The 26,996-nt window shown below is 67.3% G+C and carries 2 protein-coding genes; both read right to left on the bottom strand.

Going from position 1 to position 26,996, the window contains the following annotated elements; translation table 11 throughout:
- The gene (locus AB0L63_RS07105) at window positions 1-657 is read right to left on the bottom strand and encodes a hypothetical protein (RefSeq protein WP_364495912.1); all 657 of its coding nucleotides are present in this window, start codon (window positions 655-657) and stop codon (window positions 1-3) included.
- The gene (locus AB0L63_RS07110) at window positions 657-26,996 is read right to left on the bottom strand and encodes an alpha/beta hydrolase (protein ID WP_364495914.1); all 26,340 of its coding nucleotides are present in this window, start codon (window positions 26,994-26,996) and stop codon (window positions 657-659) included. Before AB0L63_RS07110 ends, AB0L63_RS07105 begins: the two co-directional genes overlap by 1 nt.

Consider the following 26,996-nt stretch of genomic DNA (forward strand, 5'->3'; position numbering starts at 1 on the left):
TCAACCCAGGTCCGGGTAGTGGGCGCGGGCCTCCTCAGTGAGGTCGGTGACGGCTACCTCCCCCGCACCGCCGCAGACCGGGCAGACCTTGGAACCGAGGCATTCGCGGCAGCGGATGCGGCCGGTGCTGCCGCCCTTGGTCCAGCCGCGGCCTTTGCAGACCGGGCAGTGGCCGAGGCCGTCGCATTCGTAGCACAGGAGTGCGCCGGGACTCAGGGTTTCGGGGGTGACGGCGGGGGGTGGGGTGGGCAGTGGATCGTCTTCGTAGAGAACGACATCGGGGGTTTCGCCGAGTAGGACGATGCCGCCGTAGCCCTCTTCGGTGCGGGCCTGCATGCGGTAGCCGTCCTTGATGCCGACGACGGTCACTACCGTGGGGAAGTCCGGATCACGGTGCATGTCGACGGTCCACCCTGTGGTTCTCAGGACGTGGGCCGCGCGGTGGACCGCGGTCGGATCGTCGCGCCAGGTCAGGTTCGCCACGGCCTCGAAGCGGTAGCGGCCGGGATCGGTGTTGTCGACGCGGGAAGGGTGCGCGGGGATGGCGACGTGCGGTACCGCGCCAGGGGCGATCTGACCGCCGAACCAGTGCAGTTGGCCGCGCAGGAATTCGGCCGCGCGGTCCAGCCATTGCCGGACCTCTTCGATCTCCGCCATTACCGTGCACCGTCCTCGGGGTCGGTCCGCGCACCGCTCGGCCGCATGCCGGGTGGTTCGTACACGATCACCATACGGTCGGTGGGGGCGGGCGGCGAATACCTAGCCATCGCCTGCGGATTGAGTACGTTGCTCGCACCCGCATCGATGGTGAAGACGTATTCGGCACTGCCGGGATGCGGGAACACGGTGTGCTCGAGCACGCTGAAGGCCGCGGCCAACGAGGGCGGCAACACACGATTGATCGCCAAGACCAGCTTGTCGCCCTGAATGTGGCCTCGATCGCCGGGTTCGCCGCCCTCGACGAGTTCGGACTTCATATCCCACTGGATTTCCAGGCGGCCGCCGGGCGCCAGGGTGCGCGGCAGGGTCCTGGCCATCGCGTCGTATTCGGCGTCGCCGAAGTGGGCGCTGACATTGTTGATGTAGAAGCGGGCAACGCCGCCGTTACCGCCGACGTCGAGTACGTCACCGGCGGTCAACAGATCCGCCCACACCATGAGCGAACCCGGCTGGGTGAGCGGGCCGGGGTCCAGGATGCCGAGCGGGCGACGGCGCTGCCCGGCATCGGTGTAGTCACTCGACAGTTCGGTTTGCAGCACCAGGCCGCCGCCCGAACGATCCTGTTCCGGAGTCATTTCCACGGCGAATCCGCCGCGGCCGACCCCGACATCGACGGTGTGACCGCCTGCCGCCGCCGCGGGCACCGAGGGGCGCGGCACGAACAGCACGGGGTGGTTGTTCGCCGCAGGCATCCGGTAATGCGGCCGTGGCCGGGACAGGATGTCCACTGTCGAACGCCCACCGGACTCGTCGTAGATGACGACGACGTATTCGACATTCAACCCGTACTCGGCGGCACCGCGGTTGGCGCGGTCGACGGCGTGGAAGAACTCCAGCAGCGACATCGTCGTGCCACGGTCGTGGGCGGGCAGGAAGTCGAAGGTGACCTGTCCGGTGGTCCGGTCCAGCACCCCGCCCGAGCGATCGGGCATCTCGCAGAAGACTCGAGCCGCCATCCGCATCTGCTCGAAGTCGATGGCTTCGCGCAGTTGTCGCGGAATGCCGGGCGAGTTCGCGACCTGCGTGATGGCCGCGTCCAAGGCCGCGAACCGGGAAGGTCCGTGCGGCAACGGGTCGTTGAAGGCCGCCCGCAGTGGGCTCAGTTCAGCCATCAGGTCGTCATTGGTGAGCAGGTGTTGTTCCTGGTCGCCCACCAACTGCTTGCGCACCGCTCCCGCGTTCTTGTCGGCGAACATGGGCTCGAACATGCGGCGGCAGTGCTCTTCTCGCATCCGGGCATTGAGGGAGAGCGCCTCGGCCATCAACACGTCGCCGGCATAAGGTCCGGTCAGCGCCTGGGCCAGGGCGTCGAGGTGGGCCAATGCGGCGGCGTCGAAGGCCGAATCGGTCAGCGCCTTGTCGAATGTGGGCCTATTGGCGAACGCGTCATCCAGGCCGATCCGGCGCGACAGTTCCGGATCGAACGCGGCCAGTTGCTCGGCGGCGTCGCCGATCGGATCGCTGATCATGCCCAGATCGTCGAGCAATGCGAACAGGTCTTGCCGGACATCGGGAACCAGCTTGGCGCGGCCCGGATCGAAGACCGCCTGATCCAGCTGCCCGGCAAGAGCTTTCAGTTCCGCGAACCGACCACCCGGATGCCGGAAATTCGGATCGGTTACCTGACGGAGCCGGGTCAACAGATGCGCGATCGCCCGTGGGATGTCCCGGTTGCGCAGCCCCGGTGCCAGGGTGAGATCGAAGTTGCCGTCCGCGCGCAACGCGAAGCCGCCGAACGCATTGCCTGGCAGCTCGGCGACGCCGAGGTGTACCGAGCGTCCGTCGGGCAGCAGGAAGTGGCCGTCGCGATGCCAGCTGGTCTGCGCGGGCATGACCAATCGCAGCACACCCTCGGTCAGGTTCAACGCCAGCTCGCGAGTCAGCGTCTGCTCGGCGGCATCGCGAGCGGAGCCATGGAATTCGCCGACGCCCTGCACTGTTTCGGCAGGCGGATCCGGCTGGTTCGGCGGCGCGGGTTCGGACGCGTCGACGTGTTCGGGGCCTTCGCCGGAGTCGGGGTTGCCCTCTACGTGGGTGATGAGCTGGCCCGGATGCGCGGCAGGGTCAGCGGCATGTTCGCGGCTCGGGAGGAGCGGTTGACCGTTGGTGTCGTAGGCGATCGAGGAGATCTTCCGGATCCCCGCCGTTTCGCTGCCCGGCAGGTGCGGATGCCACGCGCCGTCCTCGATGTTGGGATCGCTGACCATCACGACGCCGTCGCGCAGCCGCATCATCGACAGGTGTGCCACGTCCATCGCGCCGATCGAGTATTCCTCGACCACCAGCATCGCCGTCGCCGGGTCGGCGGGATCCATCAGGCGCTGGGCGATCTCGTCGCGCGATTCGGCCCGGCGCATGCGGCCGCCGGCGTATTCCTCCTCCACCTCGGTGGGGGTGCGCCCCGAAAGCTTTGGTGCGGCTGGGATGTCGACGTCCAGGCCATTTTCGTCGGCGATACGCATGGTCCGCAGAACGCAGTCTTCGCTGGACGAATCCGGCGGGGGCACTGTGTCTTCTACTGTTCCGGTGGAATCCGTTGAGCCGTCGAGCCGCTGAGACGGGATTTCGGCGTCCGCCGTTACCGGGGCGGACGCGAGCCGGGGATCGCCGGTCGTTGCCGCGCTCGAGCGCCGATCGCCCTCGGTCCGGTTGAGCATCGTGTCGAGGGCGGGCCGGGCCACCGCACTGTCGACGGATTGTGTTGCCGGATCCGGTGTGTCCTGCTCGGCTCCGATGTCGGTGCTCCATGGCAGCTTCGAGTTCAGATTGTCCCCGGCGTGCAGGGCGACATCGAGCGCGGTCTCAGCCTGCTCCAGCCCGACCTCGCGCAGGTAGTCGAGGAGCGCGTCGCGACCTGCGGCACGGGAGGTCTCGCCACCGGCCTCGAGATAGACGCGTTCGGCCGGGCTCACCGGCACGAACCGACCGGCTTGTCGGAGCATGCGCAACTGCTCGATCTCGAGCGCGTAGTCATCGGCACGGGATTCCAGTACTGACTCGGTGGCCTGGGGGCGGGCCGGGGCACTCTCAGCAACGGGGTCAACGACCACGGGGGCGACCGTCACTTCAGGGATGCCGTGGGCGCGATCCCAATCCGACGCCACCGCGGCCCTACTCTGCTGTTCGAGCTCCGCCCGCACCGCCCGCAGCGCCGCCCGGTAGGACACGGCATGGATGACCGACTTCGGCACCGAGGCTTCGTTGCGGAAGATCTCGTATTCGGATTCGATCCGGTACAGATTCTTCAGTGCGTGCTGCGCCTGCTCGTAAGCCTGGTGGTAGGCGCGCTGCAGCGGGTCGCTGGTCAGCCCGAACGAGCGGTCCAGCTCCTGAATGTGATGCAAGCGGCGAGCGACGGACTCGGCCTGTTGGGACAGCACCGCGTCCACATAGTCGGCGTGCGGCAGCACCAGGGGGTCGCAGGATCGGGTCGCGGCCTGTTCGGCCAGATAGGCCGCACTGACCAATTGCCCCGCGTAGGGATCGATTCCGTAGCTACGGGGTGCGTTGAAGAGGAGCACCACGATATTGGTGCCCGGATGGTAGCCGACCTGCCGTTCGTCGAAGCCGAACCGCACTCGCACGCCGAGCCGCTCCAACGTCTGCGCTGCCCACCGACCTGCCTCGGTGTTCGCCAGCTCGTAGGAGGACCGTCGGAAGTCCTCGGCCGCAACGTCTGCCACCGACGGCAGGTCGAAACCGTGGGTCGCCACCGGCTCGATGGCGGTGGGCCGGGCCTGCGTCGGCGGATGACCGGCATGTACGGCGACCGCGTCGTTGGCACGCCCCTGGTCCAACTCGGCCTGCCGCAGCCGTTCGGTCACCTCGACCAGCGCCCCGACCTGGTGCTGCGTGCGCACACCCGAGCCGAGCACGGAGGCAGTGGCATTGAAGACTGCCCTCAGCGCCGCCTTCCGACCGATCATGGCTGGGTCGGGCAGCCGGTAGTTCAGCTTCCGGAGCTGCTGATAGACCTGGTCCCAGGTGGATTCGAGGGCGCGGACCCGTTGCTGGGCGACTGCGGTGTCGTGCATCAGCCGCATCCGCTCCTGTGCCTGCTCCGCCGAAAGGACTACCGAGGGAGCCAAACTCTGCCGGTTGACCCACTCCTGGCTGTACGCCGCCCGCAGTCCGGTTTCGCCAGCGGTGTTCGGATCAACAGGCGGATCGAACAATTCACTGGTGGCCAGTGCCTCGACAGCCGCCGCGCGGGCGATGCGGTGCGACTGTTCGCCAACCGGCCCCTTGTTCACCGCGACCGCGGCGTCGTAGGCGTCGAGATACCGGCTGATCAGCGCCTGCCGGTGGACGGCATCGATTTCATCAGCACCGGTTAGATCGGTGCGAGCGAACCCGGCCTGCTGCACCTGACGGTCGAATTCGGCGCGCCGACCCAGTGCGGTGGCTTCCACGCGCATCCACGAATCGACATACGCGCCGCGGTCGGTGTCGCGGACCCGGACCGGCAGCGCCTCCACGAGACCCTCCGAAACGGCCTCGACCCGCGCCGCGTGCGCCACCACCGCATCGGCCACCGCCAGCAGGCCACGCCCCTCGGTACTCACCGCGATCCGCAGCGTGCGGGCATCGAAGAAGTCGGCCATATCGCCGATGCGCACCAAGGCGCCCGTCCTGCGCAGTACCTCGATGGCCTCTTGTCCCACTGCAGTGCGAGCGAGCAACTCCCACACCGGATGGGTTTCGTCGTCCAACCGGCCGAAGACCGGCTCCCCAAGCAGTGGGTCGGGCTCGATGGGCCGCAGTCGCACGCGTTGAGTGCGTTCCTCCTCGAACGGCCCCGGTGGCTCGTTGTCGTCGATGTGGGTGATCGCGGTCTCGGGGTGCGCACTCAGATCCGAGGGATGAGACGCACTCGGCAGCAACGGTTTTCCGTTCGCGCCGAAGGCGATACCGGAAATCTTGCGGACCCCGGGGGTCTCACTGCCCGAGCGGTACGGACGCCACGCGCCGTTGTCCACATTCGGATCGCTCACCATGACGACGTCGTCACGGACCATCATCAGCGTCATGTGCGCGACATCCAGTGCGCCGACGGAGTACTCCTCGAAAACGAGCATCGCCGTCGCCGGATCATCGGGATTCGCGAACCGGGCGGCGATCTCGGCACGGGAACCGGCCTGCCGCATGCGTCCGCCCGCGTACTGCTCCTCCACCTCGATCGGCGACCGGCCCGCCAAATTCGCCGCTCGGGGCACGGTGACATCGAGACCGGCCGCGGCGGCGGTCCGCATGTTCTGCAGCACGCAGTCTTCGGTGGTTCGATCCGGCTGTTGTTCGGCAGTCGGCTCTGGCGAGTCGAGGTCATCGCTGATCCGCGCGTCGGCCGCGTCGGTCTCCTGACCAGCTTCGGGTTCGGGCAGTGTCGATTCGCGGACCCGGATGTTGTGGTCGTATTGCTGGAATCCGTCCGCCGGTACCAAGCCCTGGGCACGAAGCTGTCGCAAACCGTGGTCGTTGGATTCGGCGTTCGCCCAGTGGTGTCCGTTCCGGTCATCCATGGCGACCATTCGGCCGTGCTGGACCTTCAGCGATCCGGCCGCACTGACCGGCGCACCGGCAAGGAACGAAGAGTGGTGCAAGATACCAGGGATTTCGCTGGTATCTGCGTAGAGGTTGGCGCTGCTGTCCATGACGAACATCGCCCAGCCCGCTTGCGCGCGGTTCCCGTTCGTACGGGCGGCATGGAACGGGGTGCCGTCGACGGCGCGGTAGAGGCGGCCGTCCGGCCCCACGAATACCCGAGCCGCCTCGCGTTCCGCCTCGGACATGTAGTTGACCCGGCGGAAGATCGGGAGGCTCTCATCGTTTTCGCCTCGATAGTCCGCGCGCAGTGGATGACTCGAACTCAGGTCGCTTCCGGTGCGTGCGGGCGGAATTCGATCGAGCGGGACGTTTTGCGGTACCGGGCACCAGTAGCCCTCGGTGTCTTGCCAATAGGTCAGCTCGATCCCTTGCCAAGGACCGGATTCGATGGCGGCGGAGGTCAGTTCCGGCGAGTCGATGTCCGACAGCAGGATGTTGTCGTAGGGATCGACGCGGCCGGACAGGTACTGGATCCGGGCGCCGGGCCGGGTGAGTGCGGCTGCCAGCTCCGGGAACTGATCCAGCGCGGCGGTCAATGCCGCATCATGATCAGCACCCTCCCAGTCCGCGACGAGTACGCGCGGCGCAACGTCTTCCACCAGGCCGACCCGATCGGTCAGCGCGCGTCCGCCAGCCGCCTCGATCGCGGTGCGGGCGATGGCATCCAGGGCGCCCTCGAACTCGTAGTTCGGGCTCTTCCACGCAAGGACAGTTTCAGAAAGCCCAGGTAACCGAATCTGGTCGGGACTCAGCCGCTGCCCACCCTCGGATGGTTCCGTCGACACCGGATCAGTCAGCTGCACATCGTCGTTCAGCCGACCATGGCCCGGATCGGGTCGGCCCGGTGGCTCGGCGATGGTCGAATCGATCGTGGTGCTGTGCACACCGGTGTCGGTGGGAGCCGCGGCGACCAGAGCGTTATACCTGTCGGCGGCACCGACGACTCCATCCAGCGTCACCCACTTGTCGGACAACTCGAGCGTGTCCGCGTCGACGCCGGGAACGCCGTACAGGTCGCCTTCCTGCAGCGCCGTTTCGAGTTCCGCGCGTGGCAGCTCGAGCTGAACAGCGAGGTCGTCCAAGCGAGCGGACAATTCGGCTGCGGCCTGGTCGCGTTCGGTCCGTAGTTCGAGCAGTCGCGCTGCGTCCGGCTCCAGATCCACCGACGTCAGGTCCGGCACCAGCTCGGCGAGCTCGTCGCGCATCCGACGGGCCGCCGCCAGCTGATCCGGCGGTGGCACAGCCTGTTTCGGCTCGGTCGCGGCAAGTGCACTGCGGGACAAGTCGGCCAGGCGCGCCAGCTCGGGCGAACCCGTCTCGGCGGCGGCGCGGCGCAGTTCGGACATCGGGTCGGCGGGCGCCCAGTCCGGCGGCGGACCCAGCTCCGGTACCGAGAGCAGCCGAGCCAGATCGCGTTCGAGCTTCCGGTGCTGATCCGCCAACTCTGCCTGGCGACGGCGCAACTCCGCGGTTACGTCGACATCCTGGTCGTCGGCTTCCAGGAAATCGCTCTGCAAATGCTGTGTCGCGGTGTCCCAGGACATCCGGCGTCCGATCCACTCGCCGATGCCCGGCAACCGTCCACCCGTCACCGCCCGCTGCCATCCGGCGTCGTCCAGCCTGCGCAACTGCTCCTGCACCACGCTGACCGCTTGCCGCAGCAGTCCCGGGTTCCGCAGCAGGTCCGGATCCACATTCAGCACCGCTGCCAGTTCCGCACGTGCGGCCGCATCCGTGCCGTGGCCCTGCGGATCGATCTCGTGATCGGCGTTGGGTTGCAACGGTTTACCCTGCGTACCTGGTCGCCGAAACGCGTCCCCCGCACCCGCGGCATCGCGGCTGTGCGCGGTGAGCATGCCCGGATCGAAGCGGCCCGACGGATTCGGGTTCGCGGTTGCCGAACCGGTGGGGCGTCCGCGGTTCGTCGGAGCCTCGGACTCCGACCGTTGGTGCGAGCCGTCGGTAACGCCTGCGATCCCGGTTCGGGAGGTACCCGGGTTCGCGGATTCGGCCGACTTCGGCCGGTATCCCGGTGCGTCCTGCGGCGGGGTTGGCGAATCCGCCATGCTCGCGTCTCGGTACAACCGGGCGAGATGGTCGACCAGATCCACACCCGCACGGTCGGCGCTGCGCTGCGCCTTGGCCACCCATTGGACGGTGTTGTTCGCGGCGACACCATCTATCGCTTTACGCGCGGCCTTGGTACGCAGGAAGGCGTCGACCTCTGACCGCGCCAAGCGCTCGGCGTCGACGGTCGGCATGCCGAGCCGGGAGAATTCTTCCACTTTCGCGGCAAGAGCGTCCCGGCGCACACTCGCCGTCGGCGTTTCCAAGTATTCCCGATAACGCTGCAGGACAATAGCTTCGGCTTGCTCCGCGACGGCGGGATCACTGGCGTTCGCGATCTGCGCCAATACTTTGCGCAGCCCCTTCGGCAGCTCACCGATATCGATCGTGCCCGCCGGATCCGAGTGCGAAGCCGCGGGCTCGGCGAAGAACTGGGTGAGCTCCTTCTCGACCCACTGCTTGGTCCGTGCCGCGGCGTCATGACCGATTCGTACCGCCGTGCGATTGCTGACGAGGTTCTCGTCGGCGAACTGCCGGGCTGCCGCTGCTATCCGATCTTCCGGTGTACCTTTGGCCAGCAGATCAGCTGTCTTGTACTTCACGAATTCCCGATGGGCCCGCTCCGCATGCTCCTGCCGGAATTCTCGGTACCGCTCGAGCACGGCGGCCTCGACTCGGCCCGCGAATTCACGATCACCGGCGGCGGTATCGATCCGAGCCAGGATGTGGTGCATGCCTTCCGGCAATCCGAATTCCGGCAGCGGCGGAATCTGCTGGCGTGCGGCGGATTTCGAGGAACTAGATATCGCGGTATCGGCGTGGTCGACGACCTCGACACGGTGGTCGTGGATGACCAGGCCGAACTCGTCCTCGATCCGAATGGCTTCCATCTGGGCCTTCTCCGTCGGCGCTACGCCGTCCGGAAAATGCCAGACGATCTTCGGCGGCCGCCCATCCACCCAATACGCGCGGTTCAGATACGCAATGTGCAGCTGCTTGCGAACCTGAGCTTCGGTATCCGGCCGGATGCCCCGATCATGCTGCACTGCGCGCTCACGGGTTTTCACCTCATGCCAGGTCGCGCCGCCGTCGGTGACGATATCGACCTCGCCGTCGAACCTGCTCTGCCCTGGTAGATCAGCGTCGACGAGCAGTCCGACGGCCTGCACATTGTCCAATCGCGCGGCCATTGCGATTTCCCCGAGGAGGCCGCGCACGCCAACGTCATAGCCCTTCAGGAAGCCGACTTTGACCGCAGCGGTAATCGGTTTTCCGATCGCGGTCCTGCCCTCGAAGTGGTCTCCGGCCAACTCGGCCAGTTCGGAACGCATCGAATCGAGGACCGTCTGCCAATGGCCTGCCCCGCTATCGCGCAACTCCGGCTTGACCGACAGCAGTTCATCCAACCGGTTCTGGGTTTCGCCCAACCGCTCGAGCAGGGCATCCACCCGGTCGATGACGACCCGTCGTTCGGCAGGCAGTGCCGGGTCGATATCGGAGGGGATTCCCTGCTCCGCAAGGCTGATCCGGACCAACCGGTCGACGAAATTACCGCCCGCTCGTTGTGCGCGCACCCGGACCTTGTCCACCCAGTTGGCCGTACGCTCCGCCGCGGCATGGTTGCTTCCCCGTTGTGCGCGCTCACCCGCGATGAACTCATCGGTCAACTGCCGTGCCGTCGATTCGGCATCGGATGCCGGAATACCTTGCGCCATCAGGTCGGCTGCCTTGGTATTCAGGAAGTCTCGATACTGGGTCTGCGACCTCTGCTGCCGGTAATCGTGGTAACGGTCGAGGACGAAGCTCTTGGCACGTTCGGCCAACTCCGGAGTTCTGGCAGCGTCGTCGATGTCGGCAAGTAGCCGCCGCATCCCTCTGGGGAGTCCGGATGCGGGCATCTCCGGTGTGGCCTGGCCGATGTAGGCGTCCTGGTCGGGCGTCAGCGCGGTGACGTCGCCACCGAGCGAATCCTCGACGCGGGTGTTGACCGGATGCGGATCGGCTTCGGCCGCACCGGATTCCGAGACCGCGGCGGGCGCGACGTCCTCGGTGGCGCTGCCGTTGTCGACGAAGACCGCCCACACCGCCTTGCCCGCGGCGCCATCCATCCCCACGATGCCCAAGCCATCGCTCAGCTCGGCGACTATTTTGAGCCCGCGCCCCCGAGTGCCCTTCGTCGCCGGTTTCGCCGCGTTCGCGTCCGGATCGGGAAGCACGATTGCGGCATCCTTGTCGAGGCCATCGAGGGATGAATCGAGAGCATCGCCGGTCAGCACTTCCGAATCAGGCTCGACCGCTGCCGGATCGGGGACTGAGACGTCGGCTTCCTCGTCGAAGCCATCGAGGAATGAATCGAGAGCATCGCCGGTCAGCACTTCCGAATCAGGTTCGACCGCTGCCGGATCGGGGACTGAGACGTCGGCGTCCTCGTCGAAGCCATCGAGGAATGAATCGAGAGCATCGCCGGTCAGCACTTCCGAATCAGGTTCGACCGCTGCCGGATCGGGAACTGGGACGTCGGCTTCCTCGTCGAAGGTACCCAGGAACGCGTCGAGGTCGGCGCCCTGCAACCTTTCCCCAGCCGGTTCGGCCGCGGCTTCCGCCCGCGCGACCGGAAGGGTCGGCTGCGCCGGATTGTTATCCAGCACCGCCAGCAACACCACCCGCGAGCCCGGCTCGCTGATGACCCGAACCAGCACCGCGACCTCTTCGGTGCTGTGCTCGAGCGCGTTGGCAACCAGCTCCGATGCGGCCAACTTCACCGAATCACGTTGATCGACATCACCCCAGCCGAGTTCGGCCAGCCACCGCTCGACCCGATCACGGGCATCGGGCACGCTACTCACCCGGTCACGTCCCACCCGATCGTCAGCGTCAAGCACCTCACCGGGCCGCAGTTGGCTGTCGGAGCGTCCGACCGACAGCACCAGCGCATCGGTCGCGCCCGCGGTGAACGTGGTCTGCGACGGCGCGATCCGGTTGCGGATCTCACTCACCGCGAGCTGCGTCAACGGAGCCGGTTGCCCTACTGCCGCAGGCGATGGGAAAGATGGCTGCTCAGGGTCATTCCGGGTGTTCTGGCCGATGTGGGCGTCCGCGTCCGGCATCGATGCGTCGACGTCGCCGCCTTCGATGACGATGGCTCGGCCGTCGTGCCATACCGCCGCCCACAGGGCAACGGTGTCGGCTCGGGTGCCGCCGGTGAGGTCGGCAAGGGACACCAGGGTGGTGGTGGGGCGGCCTTCGATTGCGGCCACTGCGGGGGTGGCGGGGCGGGCGGCGGGGGCTACGAACCACTCGCGGCCATTTCCGTCGAACTCGGCGAGCGTGACGGTCTCGTTGTTGAGGGAGAAGGTGTGGGTGCCGTCGGGGTTTCGGGCGAGGTAGGTCAGTTCTACGGCGTGGCCGATGGCGCCGTGGCGGTCGGGGGCGCCGCGTTGTTCGATGACGAAGGCGGTGGTGCCCGGTCCGGCTTGGATCAGGCCGCGGACGAGGCGGGCATGGGCGCTGGCGGTCTCGTCGGTGCCGAAGCCTTGGATCGGGGCGCCGCGCAGTTCGGGGACGAGGTCACCGAAGCGCACGCCCGCCAGGCCGGGTTCGAGCATATCGGCCCAGGTGACGTCGCCTTGGCGGGCGTTGATGAATTGGGCGGCCACTACGACGCAGTTGTTGTCGTGCTCATCGAGGGTGTAATGGGTGGGCGTGAAGGAACCGTCGCCGCCTGCTTCAACGGACACTTGCAGGGTCTGGAAACGGGGGTTACCGGTGACTCGCGCCGCTACGTGCACGCCGCCACGGGCCAAGTCGTGATCGCCCCGGTAGGACTGGGTTGCGCGGGTGGCAAGGTCGGTGACCTGCGCTTGCGCCTCGGCGATCTTGGATTCCGGCCAGCCGCCCATGATCGCGCGGATCTGGGCGCGCACCTGATCGAAGCCCTGCCTGCCGTAGTAGAGCGTCGTACCGAAGCGGCGGGTGTGCGCCGGATTGTTGATTTGCGGGTCCAGTTCAGCGGTGAATCCGAGCGGGTCGGCGCGGCGGCCGGTCAACCGCTGCCACAGGGTGCGCTTGCCGGGCAGATGCGGGCGGTTGGCGTCCCAGTCGTAGCCCGCCTTCTTCGCCGCCTCATGGGCCTGCTGCCCGGTATGTCCGGGATTCATTGCCAGATAACGGATCTCGGCGAGGGCGGCTTCGACACCGATGATGTCCTCGCGCACGGGTTTACCGTCGATCAAACGGTTCCACAGCGCGGCCACGTCGGCGACCTGGTTGAGTTCGGTATTGCGCAGCAGGTAGTCGCGTACCCGGCGTAGCGTCCGAGCGATCTCCTCGCTCGAACGTACGGCGCCGTCGTGATCGCGCAACCAGGTCGACCCGTCGGAGTGCTTCGCCAGGGTCGCACCGCTGGGGTCGTGCACCCATACGCCCTGCTTGTTGCGCACCCAATGCTTCGGATCTCCGCCGGAGTAGCGGTCCGGATCGGCTTCGGCCCGGTCCACGATCCGGTCGATGAAGCTGTCGCCCTCGTGCAGCCGGTTGTGCTCGAACCGGGCGTAATCGGCTGCGGTCTGCTGCCGAACAGCCTCGCGGGCTTCGTCATTGGCCCGCCAGCGCTCAACGAGCGCTTCCGGGATCTCGACGCTCTCCCCGGTGTAGGGCCGGAGCACGGTGCCGTCCAAACGCAGCATCTCCGCGTGCATCGGCGGCCTGTTCAGATCAGCGCGATGCAGCGGCTGCGGATCAGGTTGGGAATCGGCGAACCACGCATGCGTGCGGGTGCCACGCACCATCGGCACCAAATGGATCCACCTGCCGTCCCGGACAGCGGGAACCCACGCGGCGAGATCACCGAGAGCCCATGCCAACCTCGGATGCCGAGAGGCGAAATCAGCGGACAACGGTAACTGCACCGACTTGCCGTGTGAAGTGTTGGCAGGCAACCATCGCGTGGCATTGAGGATCGCGCGACCGATCCACGGACGATTGTGCAGCAGGCTCTTCATCCACGGATGATTCGGCAACCGCTCCAAAATCCCGATCACCATGATGCGCGCCTGAAACACATCGAGCCCCACCGCGGAAGTCCAAGCATTGACCCCCTCGGGAACGCTGTAGATCGTCGGCGCGAACGGCATGTTCTGCGGAAAGAGGAACGCCGGAACTTCACCGTTCTCGAAATCGTGCAACCCCGCCAGCATCTTGTCGAAGCTCGGCACCGCGGAGAACTTCAGCAGGAACGGTGGCTGCGGGTCGGTCCAACGGGTCTTCTCCCACTTACGCGCATGCTTGCCCGGCTCCCAAGAACCACTACGCCGCGTGAGCTCCGCATCCGTGGACGGCAACAGATGCAACCGGTGGAAACGACCCTGCCCATCCACCTCCACCCGATGGAACTCGACCCGCAACGGAACCTTGTCCGACTTCGCAAGCCCCAACACCAAATTCAGATCCGTATTCGGCGGCAGCACCGCATGCAGAGCCTGCCGATACCCATTGACATCGGTATCGGTACCAACAACCACCAACCGCGCATCAGGAAAACTCACCGATGGCTGCGCCGCCGGACGAACACCAACACGATCGGAGACCGGCAACAACCCGAGATCGTCAAGAGCAGCCAGCGCGGCACGCCGCTCAGCGAGTCGATCCAGTTCAGCCTCAGCCATTTTCAGCTGACCATCGATATCACGCAGGTTGCGCACCCGCTGCACACCCGGCTCCACCGGCCCCGAATAGCGCGGGCTCAACTGATCGACATCACCGACTCGGAAAACATCGGCCACCGCATCGCGCGCACGACTCGCCGCAACGATCTCCGTGGTCAACGCGGCACGCAGCTCGATCAGATCACCGGGCGGCAGCTTCCGGCTCAGCGCGGCGTGTGTCGCCTCCAGCTCACTGATGGTGCGCAGGGCCTCGCGCAGCTTCGCGCGGGCCGTTCGGAGGTCGGCCTGCTTGGCCCGCGAAGACTCCACCGTGTCAACGGGTTCCGCCTCCAGGTCCCGTATACCCTCGCGCAGCGCCTGGATGGCCGCCCGGCCGCGCTCGATCTGCGCTTCCAGGGTTTGGAAGGCTTGCTGGGCGACCTCGACCCGATCACGCAGCGCGAAGGCGCCATCGAGGTTGTCGATGAGTTCGAGGTCGCTACGGAACTGCGCGATCTCGTTATCGCCGAGCTGTTCGGCCAGCTGCGCGCGCAGGTCGGCGATCCGGGACCGGGCGTACTGTTCAGCGTCGGTGATCGCCGTCGCACGGGCCGCGACAGCGTCGGAACGCGCCGCCTCCGCCGCATCCCGCGCGGCACCCGCCTCGACGGCGCGCTGTTCGGCCTGCTCCTCGAGACGCAATGCCTGCTCGTGCAATCCGTCCCGGCGGGCCTCTTGTGCTTGGGCGTCCAGCTGCGTGATCTCAGCGCGCGCGGCCGCTTCCACGGCCAGCGCGTCCGCCATCTGCGCCCGCAACCGGGCCACCGCGGGCGGGGCGTTGGCCGGGGGCTGCCGGTGCGCGGGGACCGGGGCGTTCTCATCCGGAGTTCGACCGATCCGGACATTGTCATCGGGCAGCACGGCGGTGCGGTCGCCGACGTTTTCGATGACCTGACCATTGCGCCAGACCACCGCATGCGTGTTCACCGTCTCGGTTCGGGAACCACCGGTCAGTTCCGCCAGTGCCATCCGGGCGCCATCGGGCGTGCTGAACCACTCCAGTCCCGAGGCGTCCCTCCCGTCGAACGTCACCGGCCGCCCATCGACCTCGAACCGATTGCCGCCCAGATACTTCACCGTGTACGAGTGCGCGCCGACGCCGTGCTGGTCGACGGTCGCGCGCTGATCCAGCACCCACGCGATCGCACCCGCGCGCCCCTTGTTCATCAGGGCTTCGATCAGATCGGCGTGGCCACGTGCCCGACTGTTGTCGAAACCTTCCGGCCTGGCTCCGTGCAGTAGCGCTTGGACCTCGTTCCACGCCACACCGGACAGCTGTCCGGGCCGAGGCACCGGGACATCGGCCACGTCGCCCTGATCGGCCAGAACGCGGCTCAGCGAATCGGCGACACAGGTGTTGATCGCCGACAGACCGCCCGGATCGATCGCGGTGGTGTAATGCTCGGCCAACGCGGCCAATGCCTCGATCTCGGCAGCGGTCCGCCGTACTTCGGCCCGGAGTTGCTCATGGATCGCGAGCAGCTGCTCGGGCGTGCGCACCATCAAGGCTTCGAGCTTGTCCGTCTTGAACTTGCCGAACGCCGCCAGATACTGCTTGGCCGTCAAACTGTCGAGGTCGACGCCGTGCACCTGGACCCAATCATGGTTCGGCGCAGGCATATTCGGGACGGCGGGCGGGTTGAGCCCGTGGTCGCGCAGTTCGGCGAGGAGCTGACCGGTGTCATTGACGAGTGCCGCCACCTGCGCCGGGGCGTCAGTGTGTGGGATTCCCGCGATCTCGTCGGCGACCCGTGGATCCCAATCAAGCAGTTGCGGGTTGTCACGAAGTCGGCGCGCGAGTGCGTCGATCGCCTTGGCCTGCTTGGGTTTATCGGCCTTCAGCTGGTCCAGCGTCTGCGCCGGATCGGCGCGCAGAGCGTTGCGGTCCACACCGAGTTTGTCCAGCGTGGTCTGCAACTTGTGGTACTCGTCCAGGTCGAGCATGATCCGCGCGTAGTCGGCCAGCGCTTCGATATGCGCCGCCCGCGCCCGATTCTCGAAGTGCAGTCGTTCGATTGTCGAATCCAGTTGTCCCGGTGTGAGATCCGCACGACCGACCGGCAGTCGACCTACGAGTTCGGTGATCGCGGCTTCGACCTCGTCGCGCGTCATGGTGCCGAGGTCTATTTCCGGTCGCGATGTAACGGCAGGCGTAGTGGTCGACGGCCCGGGGACGATTTGCCAGGCTCCATCGCCGTAGCGCACCGCGGTGACCATCAGGCCGCGCCCGTCGTAGTCGCCCGAGAAGTGCCGCACCTGGGGGGATTCCACCGTCGCGGTGGCGACTTCCCAGGTACGGCCGATTTCTTGGCCCGCAGCGTCGAGAACCGCCACCGCTTGCGGCCACGCGACCCGGTATTCGACCTGCAGCCCGCCCGCGTTGAGCAGTCGGACCAGATCCGCGTTGCGTGGATCGGCGAGCGCGTTCGCCAGCACGGTGTCGTGTTCGAGGTTGTTGTCGACGACAACCAGCCGCATCGGGTCACCGACGAGGCCGATACCAGGGGCGTTGTCCGGGTCGAGCAACACGCCGTCCTGCGCCCGGATCCACTCGCCGCCCGCGATATCGGCCATTACCTCGATGTGGTCACCGAATTCGGTGTCCGCATCGAGGTACCGGTTTGCCTGCTGCTCGATCTCGGTGACAGCCCGGTTCAGGTCGTCGACTCGGCCGCGCAGATCCGCCAAGCCGGATCGATCCGCGATCAACGCCTCGCGATCGACACCGAGCAGATGGGTCAGGTGATCGACTTCGGTCAGCAATTGGTGCCGCCGCAGCGCGTCCTCGAAGAACTGGCGACCCTCTGGGGTGTTGCGGCGGGACAGATCCCACCACATCCGGCCGCCCTGCATATTGTTGTTGACCCCGCCCCAGTGCAGGGTGCCGCCGGGCCTGCCCTGGCGGAGCGCGGCGGCGACCTCGCGCTCGAACCGCTCCATCGGACTCGGCCGGTTGACGACGGCGGCCGGAAGCAGATGCGACAGATCGGTTTCGGTGATGAACGGAATGCGATCGTTCTCGACATCGAAGCGGCGCAGCGCATCCGCCAACCGTTCGACCGACATCGCTTGGCGCAGCAGCAGGTACCTGGCCTGGTCGATGGCCGCGCGCACCGAATCCGGGCTCAGATCCGGCAATTCGATCCCCAGTGGGCCGACCAGTGCGAGCAGCGCCTGGGCCTGCGTCTCGCGCTCCTGCGCGGCGTGCTCGACCTCCCGGCCCCAGTTGTCCAGCTCTTCGCGGACCTGCGGATCGGGTTCATGCGATTGCGCCGGCGGTACCGGCGGGGCGAGTTCGTTGTCGATCCCGGGCGTAGCAGGCGTGACCGGTGGCGCCTGCGGCGATGGCGTCGTCCCCAACTGTGGCATGAACCGGTCCTTCAGGCCGAGGCGGTCCAATTCGGCCTCGAACTCGCGCAACGCCGCCGGGTCCGCGTCCTGCTTCCAGGGCTGGTACGGCCTGCCCTGGCGATCCGTCGGCGCCTCGACCGGCGTGGCGGTGAATTTGCCGCGCAGGTAGTTCCAGAACTTCTGCCGGTTGCGCCACAGATTCACTACTTCCCGTGCTGTCACCGCGGGATTGCCTTCGAAATGCAACAGGAAATCGCTGCCGACGAGATGGCCGATACCGTGCAGCGTGGTCTCTTGGCCCTCCGTCACCCACTGCGACGGCGGATGCACCGGGTTCGGCACATCCCGCTGGAACATCCGGTTCTTGATCCGCTGGTACAGCGAGGGCTGCTTATCCGGCGTGGTCGCGACCGCGTTCGACGCCACCTCCGGCGCCACCAGCCGCTCGGCGGGCTCGACCCGCCAGCCGCCGCGCTGATCCGGCACCAATCGCACCGGCACCCGCTCACCGTCGAGCACCAGATCGGCCCGCCGCGCCGCGCCGGGGCCGGGTGCGGGCCGCTGCATCAGCTGGGTGACATCGGCCAGATCGGCAACCGCCCTGGCGGCCGTCACGGTCTCGGCCCGCAATCGCGCGATCGTTTCGGCCGTCCGCCCGGTCTGCAGATCAGCCGGGGGCACCTCCAGCAGCGTCGCCCAGGTATCGCCGACCGCCGCGATCTCGGTGCGCTGCTCCGGATCGACCGCCGCCGCGAGCCGCCCGATGGCCGTATCGAGCGCCTCGACCGCGCCCGCCCGCAACAAGATCCGATACCGCTGCAACGCAACCGTTTCCGCGAGCGCGGCCGGAGTGCTGACTTGATCAGCGGTCAGCCCCAACTGCCGCAGCAGCGTCCGCTGGACCTCGGTGATCGAGGTGGGGCGCGGGGTAGCCGCACTGGTATCCGGTACCGGTATGCGTGCGGCGATCGCCTGCGGATGCGCCGCCGGGATCGGTGTCGGCACTTGCGCGTCCGGCGAGCCACCGCGCCAGCGCAACTCGTTCTCCAGCGCGTCACGTTGCGCGATGAAGTCAGCATCGCTCGGATCCGACGGATAACGCCAGTACCGCTCCCCCAGGAATCGCTCGTTGATCGTCAACGGTTCGAAATGCGGCGGGAACAGCATGTGCTGATCCGCCAACCCGTCCGGTGACGCGTCGAGGAACCGCCGGGCCAACGCCATCTGCGCCATATCCAGCAGTGCCGAATGCGGATCAGGCAGTCCGGCAAGGGTTTCCCCGAGGCCAAGCGCCTCCGACAATGCCGCGACCTGCGTGCGCTCGGCCGGTGTCAGCGGATCCGGTTTGGACTCAGCCCGCAATTCGGGCGTCTCGGCGAAGAACCGATGCACTTGGTGCAGTGGGTCGTTCGACCGCTGCACACCGGGCGGATCCTGACCGATGCGCAGATCGTCCGCGGGCGGGGCGGATACATCGCCGAAATCCTGGATATGCACGCCGTCCTGGTACACGACGGCCCACGAATTCGCGGTCTCTTGCCTGGTGCCGCCGGTCAATTCGGCCAGCGCCACGCGATCGCCCGCATCGGTCACGAGCCATTCCCGGCCCTGTTCGTCGATGCCGTCGAAGGTGACGCGCTGACCGCTGACGACGAAGATGTCGCCGCCGAGGTAGTGCACCGTGTAGGAGTGCGCACCGACCCCGAATTGGTCGGTGGTCGTGCGTTGATCGAGCACCCAGGCCGTGCTGTTCGGTCCCTGCGTGCGCAGACCGGTCACGAGGTGCGCGTGACCGGTTCCGTCCGAATCCGTCCGGAACAGTCCGGGTTTCGCGGCACCGAAGTGCGGTCGCGCCTCGGCCCACGGAACGCCCGCGATGCGGTCGGGATCCACGGGGATGCGTGTGACGACCGGTCCCTGGTGTCCGTTCAGGTCGGCGAAGGACTCCGGCAGACAGTGGTTGAGCAGCTGACCGCCACTGGGTATGTGGAAGTAGCGATCGGCGAGCGCTTCCAGAGCCGCGATATCGGCCACCGCCTGCCGCACCTCGCCGCGCAGATCCTCCTGAATCTCGGCGATCTGCTCGGGAGTACGCAGCGCCAGATCGGCGAGCGTGCCCGCCTTGAGGGCCTTGTAGATGGCTTCCGACTCGCGCGGGGACGCGTTCTCCAGGTCGACGCCGAGCAGGCGCACCCAGTCACGGTTCGGCGCGGGTGGTTCGGACCCCGACGGGGTATGTGCCCGCGCTGCGTCGAGGAAGGCGACGGCGTCGCCGACGACGCTGTCTACTCGGGCGCGGGCATCCGCATGGTGCATCGGCAGGCCGCGTGGGCGCATCCGCCCCTGTTCGTCGTAGACATGCGGATCGAAATCGAGCAGATCCGGGTCCTGTCGCAGCAGGCCCGCCAGCTTGTCGAGTTTCGCTGCCCGCCCGGGGTGCTGCTGCTTCAACTCGTCGATGGCCTCTTGGGGCCTGCCGCGCAATTCGTCCCTGGACACTGTGGCATCGGCCAGTGCCTGTTCGAACTTGGTGAAGCGATCGATATCGAAATGGGTGCGGGCGATATCGGCGAGTGCCTCGATCCGCACCGCGCGCAGGTTGTTGGCGGCGATCAACCGGTCGAGGGTGGACCGGAGTTGATCCGGCGCCAGGTCGGCGATCGGCACATCCAGCCGGACGGCGGCATCCTCGACCAGCGCCACCAGATCGGCGGTCGACAACGCGTCCGCATCCGGTACGTCGATCCGGTTGTCCGGCTGCGGTGCGGCGGTGGTCTCGGTGGGGATCACTCGCCAGGGGCCGTCACCGTCCCTGACCACCGTGACGGACAGCCTGCGGCCGTCGACGTCATCGGAGAAGTGCCGAACCTCGGGTGCATCGATGGCCGCGACGTGCAGGTTTCCGTTGCGGGGGTCAGCCCAGGCGAATCGGTACTCGAGTTCCAGTTCGCCGCGGGTGAGCAGCTCCGCGATATCGGCATTGCGCGGATCGGCGAGTGCGTCGGCCAACAGGCGATCGTGGCCGCCGCCGTCGTCGATCACGACCAGCCGGTCGCCGTCCAGCAATCCGATGCCGGGCGCCAGGAGCGCACCGCCCGCATCGGTGATCCACTTGTGTCCGGCCGCCGCCGCCATCTCATCGGCGAGGTCGGCGAAACGATTGTCCGCCTCTTGGTACTTCGCCGCCAGTTCCGCGAATTCGGCTGCCTTGCTGGCCATTTCCCGCGCGGCGTCCTGCAATTCGGCCAGTCGCTGTGCGACTTCCCGCGGTTGCGGCTGGATCGGATCGACGTCGATCGCGGTCGTCCAGGATCCGAGCTGCATCAGGATCTGCTGACGTCGCAGCGCGTTGTAGGCGATCCGCAGTGCCTCAGCGCTCGGACTCCGGCTCTCCAGGTCGTAGTTGAACCGCATCCGGGTCGGATTGTTCTGGACGCCACTCGGTTCCGAGGAGATCGGCCGTCCGCCCTGCGCGATGTTCATCTCATTGGCGAAACGCTCCAGCGGGTTGGCGTTGCGCATATCGGTGGAGATGAAGCGAAGGTTGCCGTTCTCGACGGTGAAGTTCTGGACGGCGTCCGCGAATGCCGTGGCCGCGGCCGCCTGCCGCAGCGGGCGGTACGCCGCCTCGTCCACCGCCCGCGCGACCGCGTCCGGACTCAGATCCGGCAACGGCAGATTCAGCTGGTCGGCCATCTGGTACAACGCCACACCGGCGGCGTTGCGCTGATCTATCGCGTCGCCGAGCACCCATGCCTGCGCGGCGAGGTCGGCATCCTCGGGCGGATGCACGGTCGTATCGTCGACCGACGGCACGAGTGCGTTCGGGATGCCGTCACGCTCGGCGGGCGGCGGCAGTTCGGGCGACTCCGGCGAGCCGATGCGTGGGCTCGCCGCGTAGTCGCCGCGGATCATCGCGATGAAAGCCTCGCGGCCGGACCACAATTTCTTCGCTTGGAGCAGGAAGAATGCCGGGTCCCAGTCCAAACCGGTGACATGGTCACCCGAATGGCCGGTGGCCATCTGGATCGAGGCGACATCGGAGTTGTAGAAGTCGGTGTTGTTTCCGGAACCCAGCGCGTACCGGATCGGCCGTCCGTCGCCATGATGGCCGAACATGTACCGCAACTGCCGCAGCAGCTTGCGCATCCGGGAATCCGGTTGCGCCGGGTCCGACGTCTGCCGGTCCGGCAGGCTCGGCGGGGCCAGCGGACGGGCCGGTTCGACCCGCCAGCCGCCGTTGCCATCGGCGACGAGCAGCACCGGAATCCGTTGGCCGCCAACAGTGATCGTGTAGCGGCGGGACTCACCTTCCGCCGATTGACCGGTCGGTCCGGTCGTAACGGCCATGACCGCCTGTGCCGCGTCGGCCAGATCGGTGATCGCCGTCGCGCGGGCCAGGGTTTCGGCCCGCAATCGGGCGATCGTCGTCTCGACCTGGGATTCGGCCAGATCACCCGCCGGGAGCCGGAGCAGACCGGCCCAGTGGTCACCGACCGCGGCGATCTCGGCGCGTTGCTCCGGATCGGTCGCGCTCGCCTGACGCTGGATCGTCTGCGCGAGCGCTTCGATCGCGCCCGCGCGCAACAGCGTCCGGTACCGCTGCTCGGCAACGGTTTCGGCCAGCGCGGTCCGGCTGCTCACCTGATCGGCGGACAGGCCGAGCTGCCGCAGCAACCGCGCCTGCTCCGCCTGCGGCGACAACGCTTGCGGCGCACGACTATCCGGAGCGCTGGAGGTAACGGTCCGCGGCGGACCGGCGATCGCCTCCGGCGCGGAACGCGGCAGCGGCGGCGGTGGGGTGTTCGTATCGACCGACGGATCATTCTCGACGTCGTCGCGCTGGCGCACGAAATCGGCGTCGGCGGGATCCGAGGGATAGCGCCAGTAGCGTTCGCCGGGGAAACGTTCGTCTAGGTTCAGCGGCCCGAGGTCGTTCGGGAAGCGCGGGTACTGCGCCGCACGGCCGTCCGGCGAAGTGTCCAGGAAGCCGCGCACCCAGGCGGTGTGCGCGAGATCGGCCAGAGTATGCAGCGGATCTGCGGTACCGGGCAACGAATCACCCAGTCCGAGTGGGTCGGACAGGGCGTTGACGTAGTCGCGCTCCCCCGGCGACAACGGATCCTGCCCGGACTGCGTGGAATTTCGCGGATCATCGAGGTAGCGCTGCAATTCGCGCATCGGATCGACCGGATCGCTCTCACCGACGCGGGACGGCATATGGGAATCGAGATCGTCGCTCTGCACGCCGCTGCCGGCCGCGAGTGGACGCGTCGCGGTGCCATTCGCGTCGTAGACAATGCCCCAGGTGCGCTTGACGTCCGGCGTGTTGTCCGGGTCGAATTCGAACGGGCCGTTGGGATTGCGCCGCGGATCGTCGACCATGACCTTATTGGTCGCGGCGTCGAAGTACATGACGTAGGCATGCGCCCCGACCTCGTTCTCCTCGAACACCCCGTGCTGCTGATCGACGACGATCACCGTCGACCTGCCGCCCATGAACTCCAGCGCATCCGCGATCATCTGATGCGCCGACCGCGTGCGATTGCCGACGATCGGCGTCAACTGAGCACCCGCATGCCGTTCCAGCGCACGCCAGTCCATACCGTCCGTGCCGACAGTGCCCTCTTCGGGCAACGTCATCTCCGGATTGCCGGTCCGCTGCTTGGCCACCCACAACGCCTGCTCGGAACAGCCGTTCTCGCGCAGCGGAGGACGTTGCGAATCCGGGTCGAAAGGGGAAGCATCGGGGTCCGCGGGGGCTGCATTCGGGTCCGCAGGAGTGGTATTCGGGTCCGCAGGGGCTGCATCCCGATCCGCGAGGGCGGTATCCGGGTCCGCAGGCGCAGCATCCGGATCCGCAAGGGCTGCATCCGGATCCGCAGGAGTGCTATCCGGGGCGCGGTGGGGGGTGGCGCCGGCGCGGTCGGCTGCGATGTCCGCGATCCGGTACATGGTGTCGATCGGGACGCCCTCGGGCGGCTTTGGTCCGGATTGTTCGGGGGCGTTCCATTGGCGGTACAGGCCGGTGTCGTCGTCGCGGACGTGTACGCGCACGTCGTCGCCGTAATGGCCCTTCTTCACAAAGGGCTCACCCTCCCCGGTCAGCACGATATCGTCGGCGAGGCCGGACAGACGGCCCATGTCACCTGCGTTTTCGGCTACGTCGACGCCGTAACCGTGGGCGATGATCTTGTTCGACGGCCGCTCGCCCGTCGCTTCCCGCGCCGCGTTGAAGGCCGCGAGGTCGCGCAGCAGCAGTTCAGCTCCGGCGCGGGCATGGCCGGTGAAGAATGCGCCACGGCGGGTGGTCGGGGCGTCATAGCCGAGCCAGGCGATCGATGCGGCCGATTCGCCGGCGCGCAGCCGTGGCAACGTGGCACGGTGCTGGTTCAGCGTCACCGTGAGTGCGTCGTTGACATTGGCCAGCGTGCCGTTCTTACCCGGCACATGCCAGGCCACCTGGGTCGCGGTATCCGGGTTGCCGAACGCGATTGCCGCACTGCCGCTGCCATCGAAGGCGGTGGAATCGTAGGCGATCACCCGCACCGGCATATCGGGGTCGATCGCCGCCGCCGCGGCCTGCGCCTTCTGCAATGCCAGAACTGTGCGCATCAGATTCTGTAGCCGCTGTTTCTCAGCGGCGTTCAAATCACCGTGCGACAGCACGTCGGCGAGGTCTTCCGCCACCTTCTGCCTGGTCGACCTGGGCACTTTGTCGCCCACCGCCCGCGCCTCCTCCAGCGCGACGGATGCCTTCACCAAGTTTCTCAGTTGTTGTATCCGAGCGGCGTCCAGGTCGCCACGGGAGACCAGATCGGTGAGCTCGAGGACCATCTGCCGCCGGTTCGCGGCATCAGCCGAGGCGGCGTCGATACCGGGAGCATTACCGATCACCTTGGGATAAACGCGGATCAGCAGCGCCCTGTCGGCGTCAGCGTCACCCAACCTCGCCCACCACTCGGCGTTCTTGCTCGCCAACTGCTTCGCATCGTGGACCGCGGTGTCGCTGTCGGCGATGCCGTGCAACAAATTCGCCGCGCTCAGGTCCGGTGCGTCGGGATCGATACCGGGCAGCAGAGTTTCGGCACGGGCTCGCTCCTCCAGAGTCGCCGTGCTGTTGTCCTCAGGCAACACCCGAGCGGATTTGGGCGCGGCATTCTCGTCGGTATCGGTATCCGGACCGGTCGTGCTATCGGAGTCCGAGTCGCTATTCGTTCGACTGTTCGCGGGCGGGCGGCCCGAATCGGCGGGCGGAGGCGGGGGCGGGGGCGGGGGCGGGGGCAGTAGGCCGTCTTCGGGTCTTAGCTGCGCATCGGGTTCGGCCGGTACGCGTGCGCTGTCCGCGTCAGCATCCGAGTCGACTGAACTCGCTTGCGGCACTGCGGTATCCGCGGTACCAGCTTGCACAGCGCCCTGCGGTGCGGCGTTCGGCTGCCCCGCAGCGACCGGGTCCAGCGCACCGGCGCGGCCGACCTGTGGTGTCGCGGTGCTCGATTCGGGTGTCGCGGTGTCCGATGCGGAACGCGACGCATCGGGTCCTGCGGTATGCCTGGCGGTCCCGTCGGAAGTCGGTGTCGCCGCCCGCGCCGCGTTCGGATTCGTCGGGGTGCTGGAATTCGCCGCGGAGTTCGTAGTCGCGGCAGCATTGGGGTTCGCCATGGAACTCGGCGTCGCGGTAGAACTCGATGCGCTCGGCGTCGCCGAACTCGATGATCCGGGAGACGTGGGCGCTGCGTTTGCCGCCGACGATGCGGCGGACGGCGCGGCCCCGGCCTGCGGAGCAGACATACCTGCCGGTGCTGTGAGGGAAGCCGAACCGGTACCCACTTGGCTCACCGGACTGGATGTCGAGGTCGTCGACGACGACGTGGATTGCGCCGGGTCGCCGCCGTTCGACGTATTCGATGCCGAAGTCGTCGTATTGCTGTCGGTACCACTGAGGTTCGCACCGGACCCGTTGTCGCCGACCGGAGTCGCGGTCGGCGATCCGTCCGTGCTCGCTGCCGACGCATCTGCGCCATGAGCCGGACTGCTCTGACCCGGCCCAGCACTTGTCGGCGCACCATTACTACTCGAACCGTTGTTGCTCGCACCCGAATCGGCTGCGTGGGAATCGGAGTTGTTCGCCACCGGTCCGCCGGGCGTGCCGGGGGCGGGAGCGGCGTTGGCGCCGGAGTTGGCGGCGCCGTTGCTGGAAGCGGCGGGCGCCGTATCGGTATCTGCTCCAGTGGTTGTGGTCGCACCCGATGCGCCAGCGGCACTTGTCGGAGTGCCGGAACTTCCGTTTCCATTGGCTCCGGTCGCGGAACTGCCGTTCGTACCAGCACCATTGGTTGCGCCACCATTGTTGCCAGCACCATTGGTTGCGCCACCATTGTTGCCAGCACCATTGGTTGCGCCACCGTTGTTGCCAGCACCATTGGTCCCGGCACCATTCGTACCCGCGCCGTTGGTCCCAGTGCTGTTGCTGTCCGCCGGCGCGGTGGTCGGCGCGGTCCCGTCGGTGGTTGGTCCCGGCACATTGGGTCCGGCCGCAGGCTGCGTACCGACGCGTGACGGCGTCTGGTTGTTGAAATTCATCGGCCCGCCGCCGTATTGCGCCCGGTTCCGATATCCGTGCGCGGCGCTCGGCCCCGCACCGGAAAGCCCGCCACCGGTGAAGGCCCGTGGATCCCACTGCCAGGTGGCCAGGGCCGCGGCCGTCGCGCCCGCCAGGCCGGCGCCGATACCGACCAGGCCACCACCGACGGCCCCGCGCCACCCGCCACCCTGCAGGCCGCGCGGCAACAGATTGTTGAACCCCTGCCCGGCGGCGCCGCCCACACCACCGGCCAACGCCGAAACCCAGGCGTTCTCCCCGATCTGGCCGATCCGCCACCCGTCCTGGAGGCCCTCGGAGATGACAATGCCCTGCACGGCAACTTCCTGGACCGTGCCCTGGAAGACCTCTACCGCCGCTTCCTGAACGATTTCGTAGACGACCTTGGCAATGGCCCGGCGTGCGGCATCGGAAAGACCCCGCCGAGCGAGCATGCCGGCGATCCGAGACGCCAGCCGCTCACCCAAGGTCCGGAAGGCGAGCCGCGTCGCGGCGATCGCCCCGGCCTCGAGAAAGGGCGCGGCGGGCCCGCTACCGAGTAGTGCCCAGGCCAGTTCGGCCGCCAGCCAGCCGAGCGAGAAGATGGCGTTGAGGTGGTTCGAATGTACTTCCCCCGCAAAGGAATCGACCGCGTCGCCCAATTCCTTGTACGAGTTGCCCATCAGCTCGATCGAACCGTGGTCGGGTTCTTTACCCGCCGGGGTGTCGTTGTGAATCATCGACCGCAGGGCCGCGGTCATTTTCGCCCCGCCGTCGCCCTGCGGGTAGGCGTTGACCACCGAGCTGGCAGCGGAATCCGCTTCGCCGATTGCTTCGCGGAGTATCTCGTCGCCGATTTCGCGCAACGCGGCGGAGATCACCACGAGATCGTCGGGGTCGACGTGTGTGATCTCGGAACCCGCTACCCATTCGAGCCAGGCAAGCTCAGGCGGAATAGTCCAGTACCCCAT

It is taken from the genome of Nocardia sp. NPDC051990 (assembly GCF_040680755.1).
Classification (GTDB): domain Bacteria; phylum Actinomycetota; class Actinomycetes; order Mycobacteriales; family Mycobacteriaceae; genus Nocardia.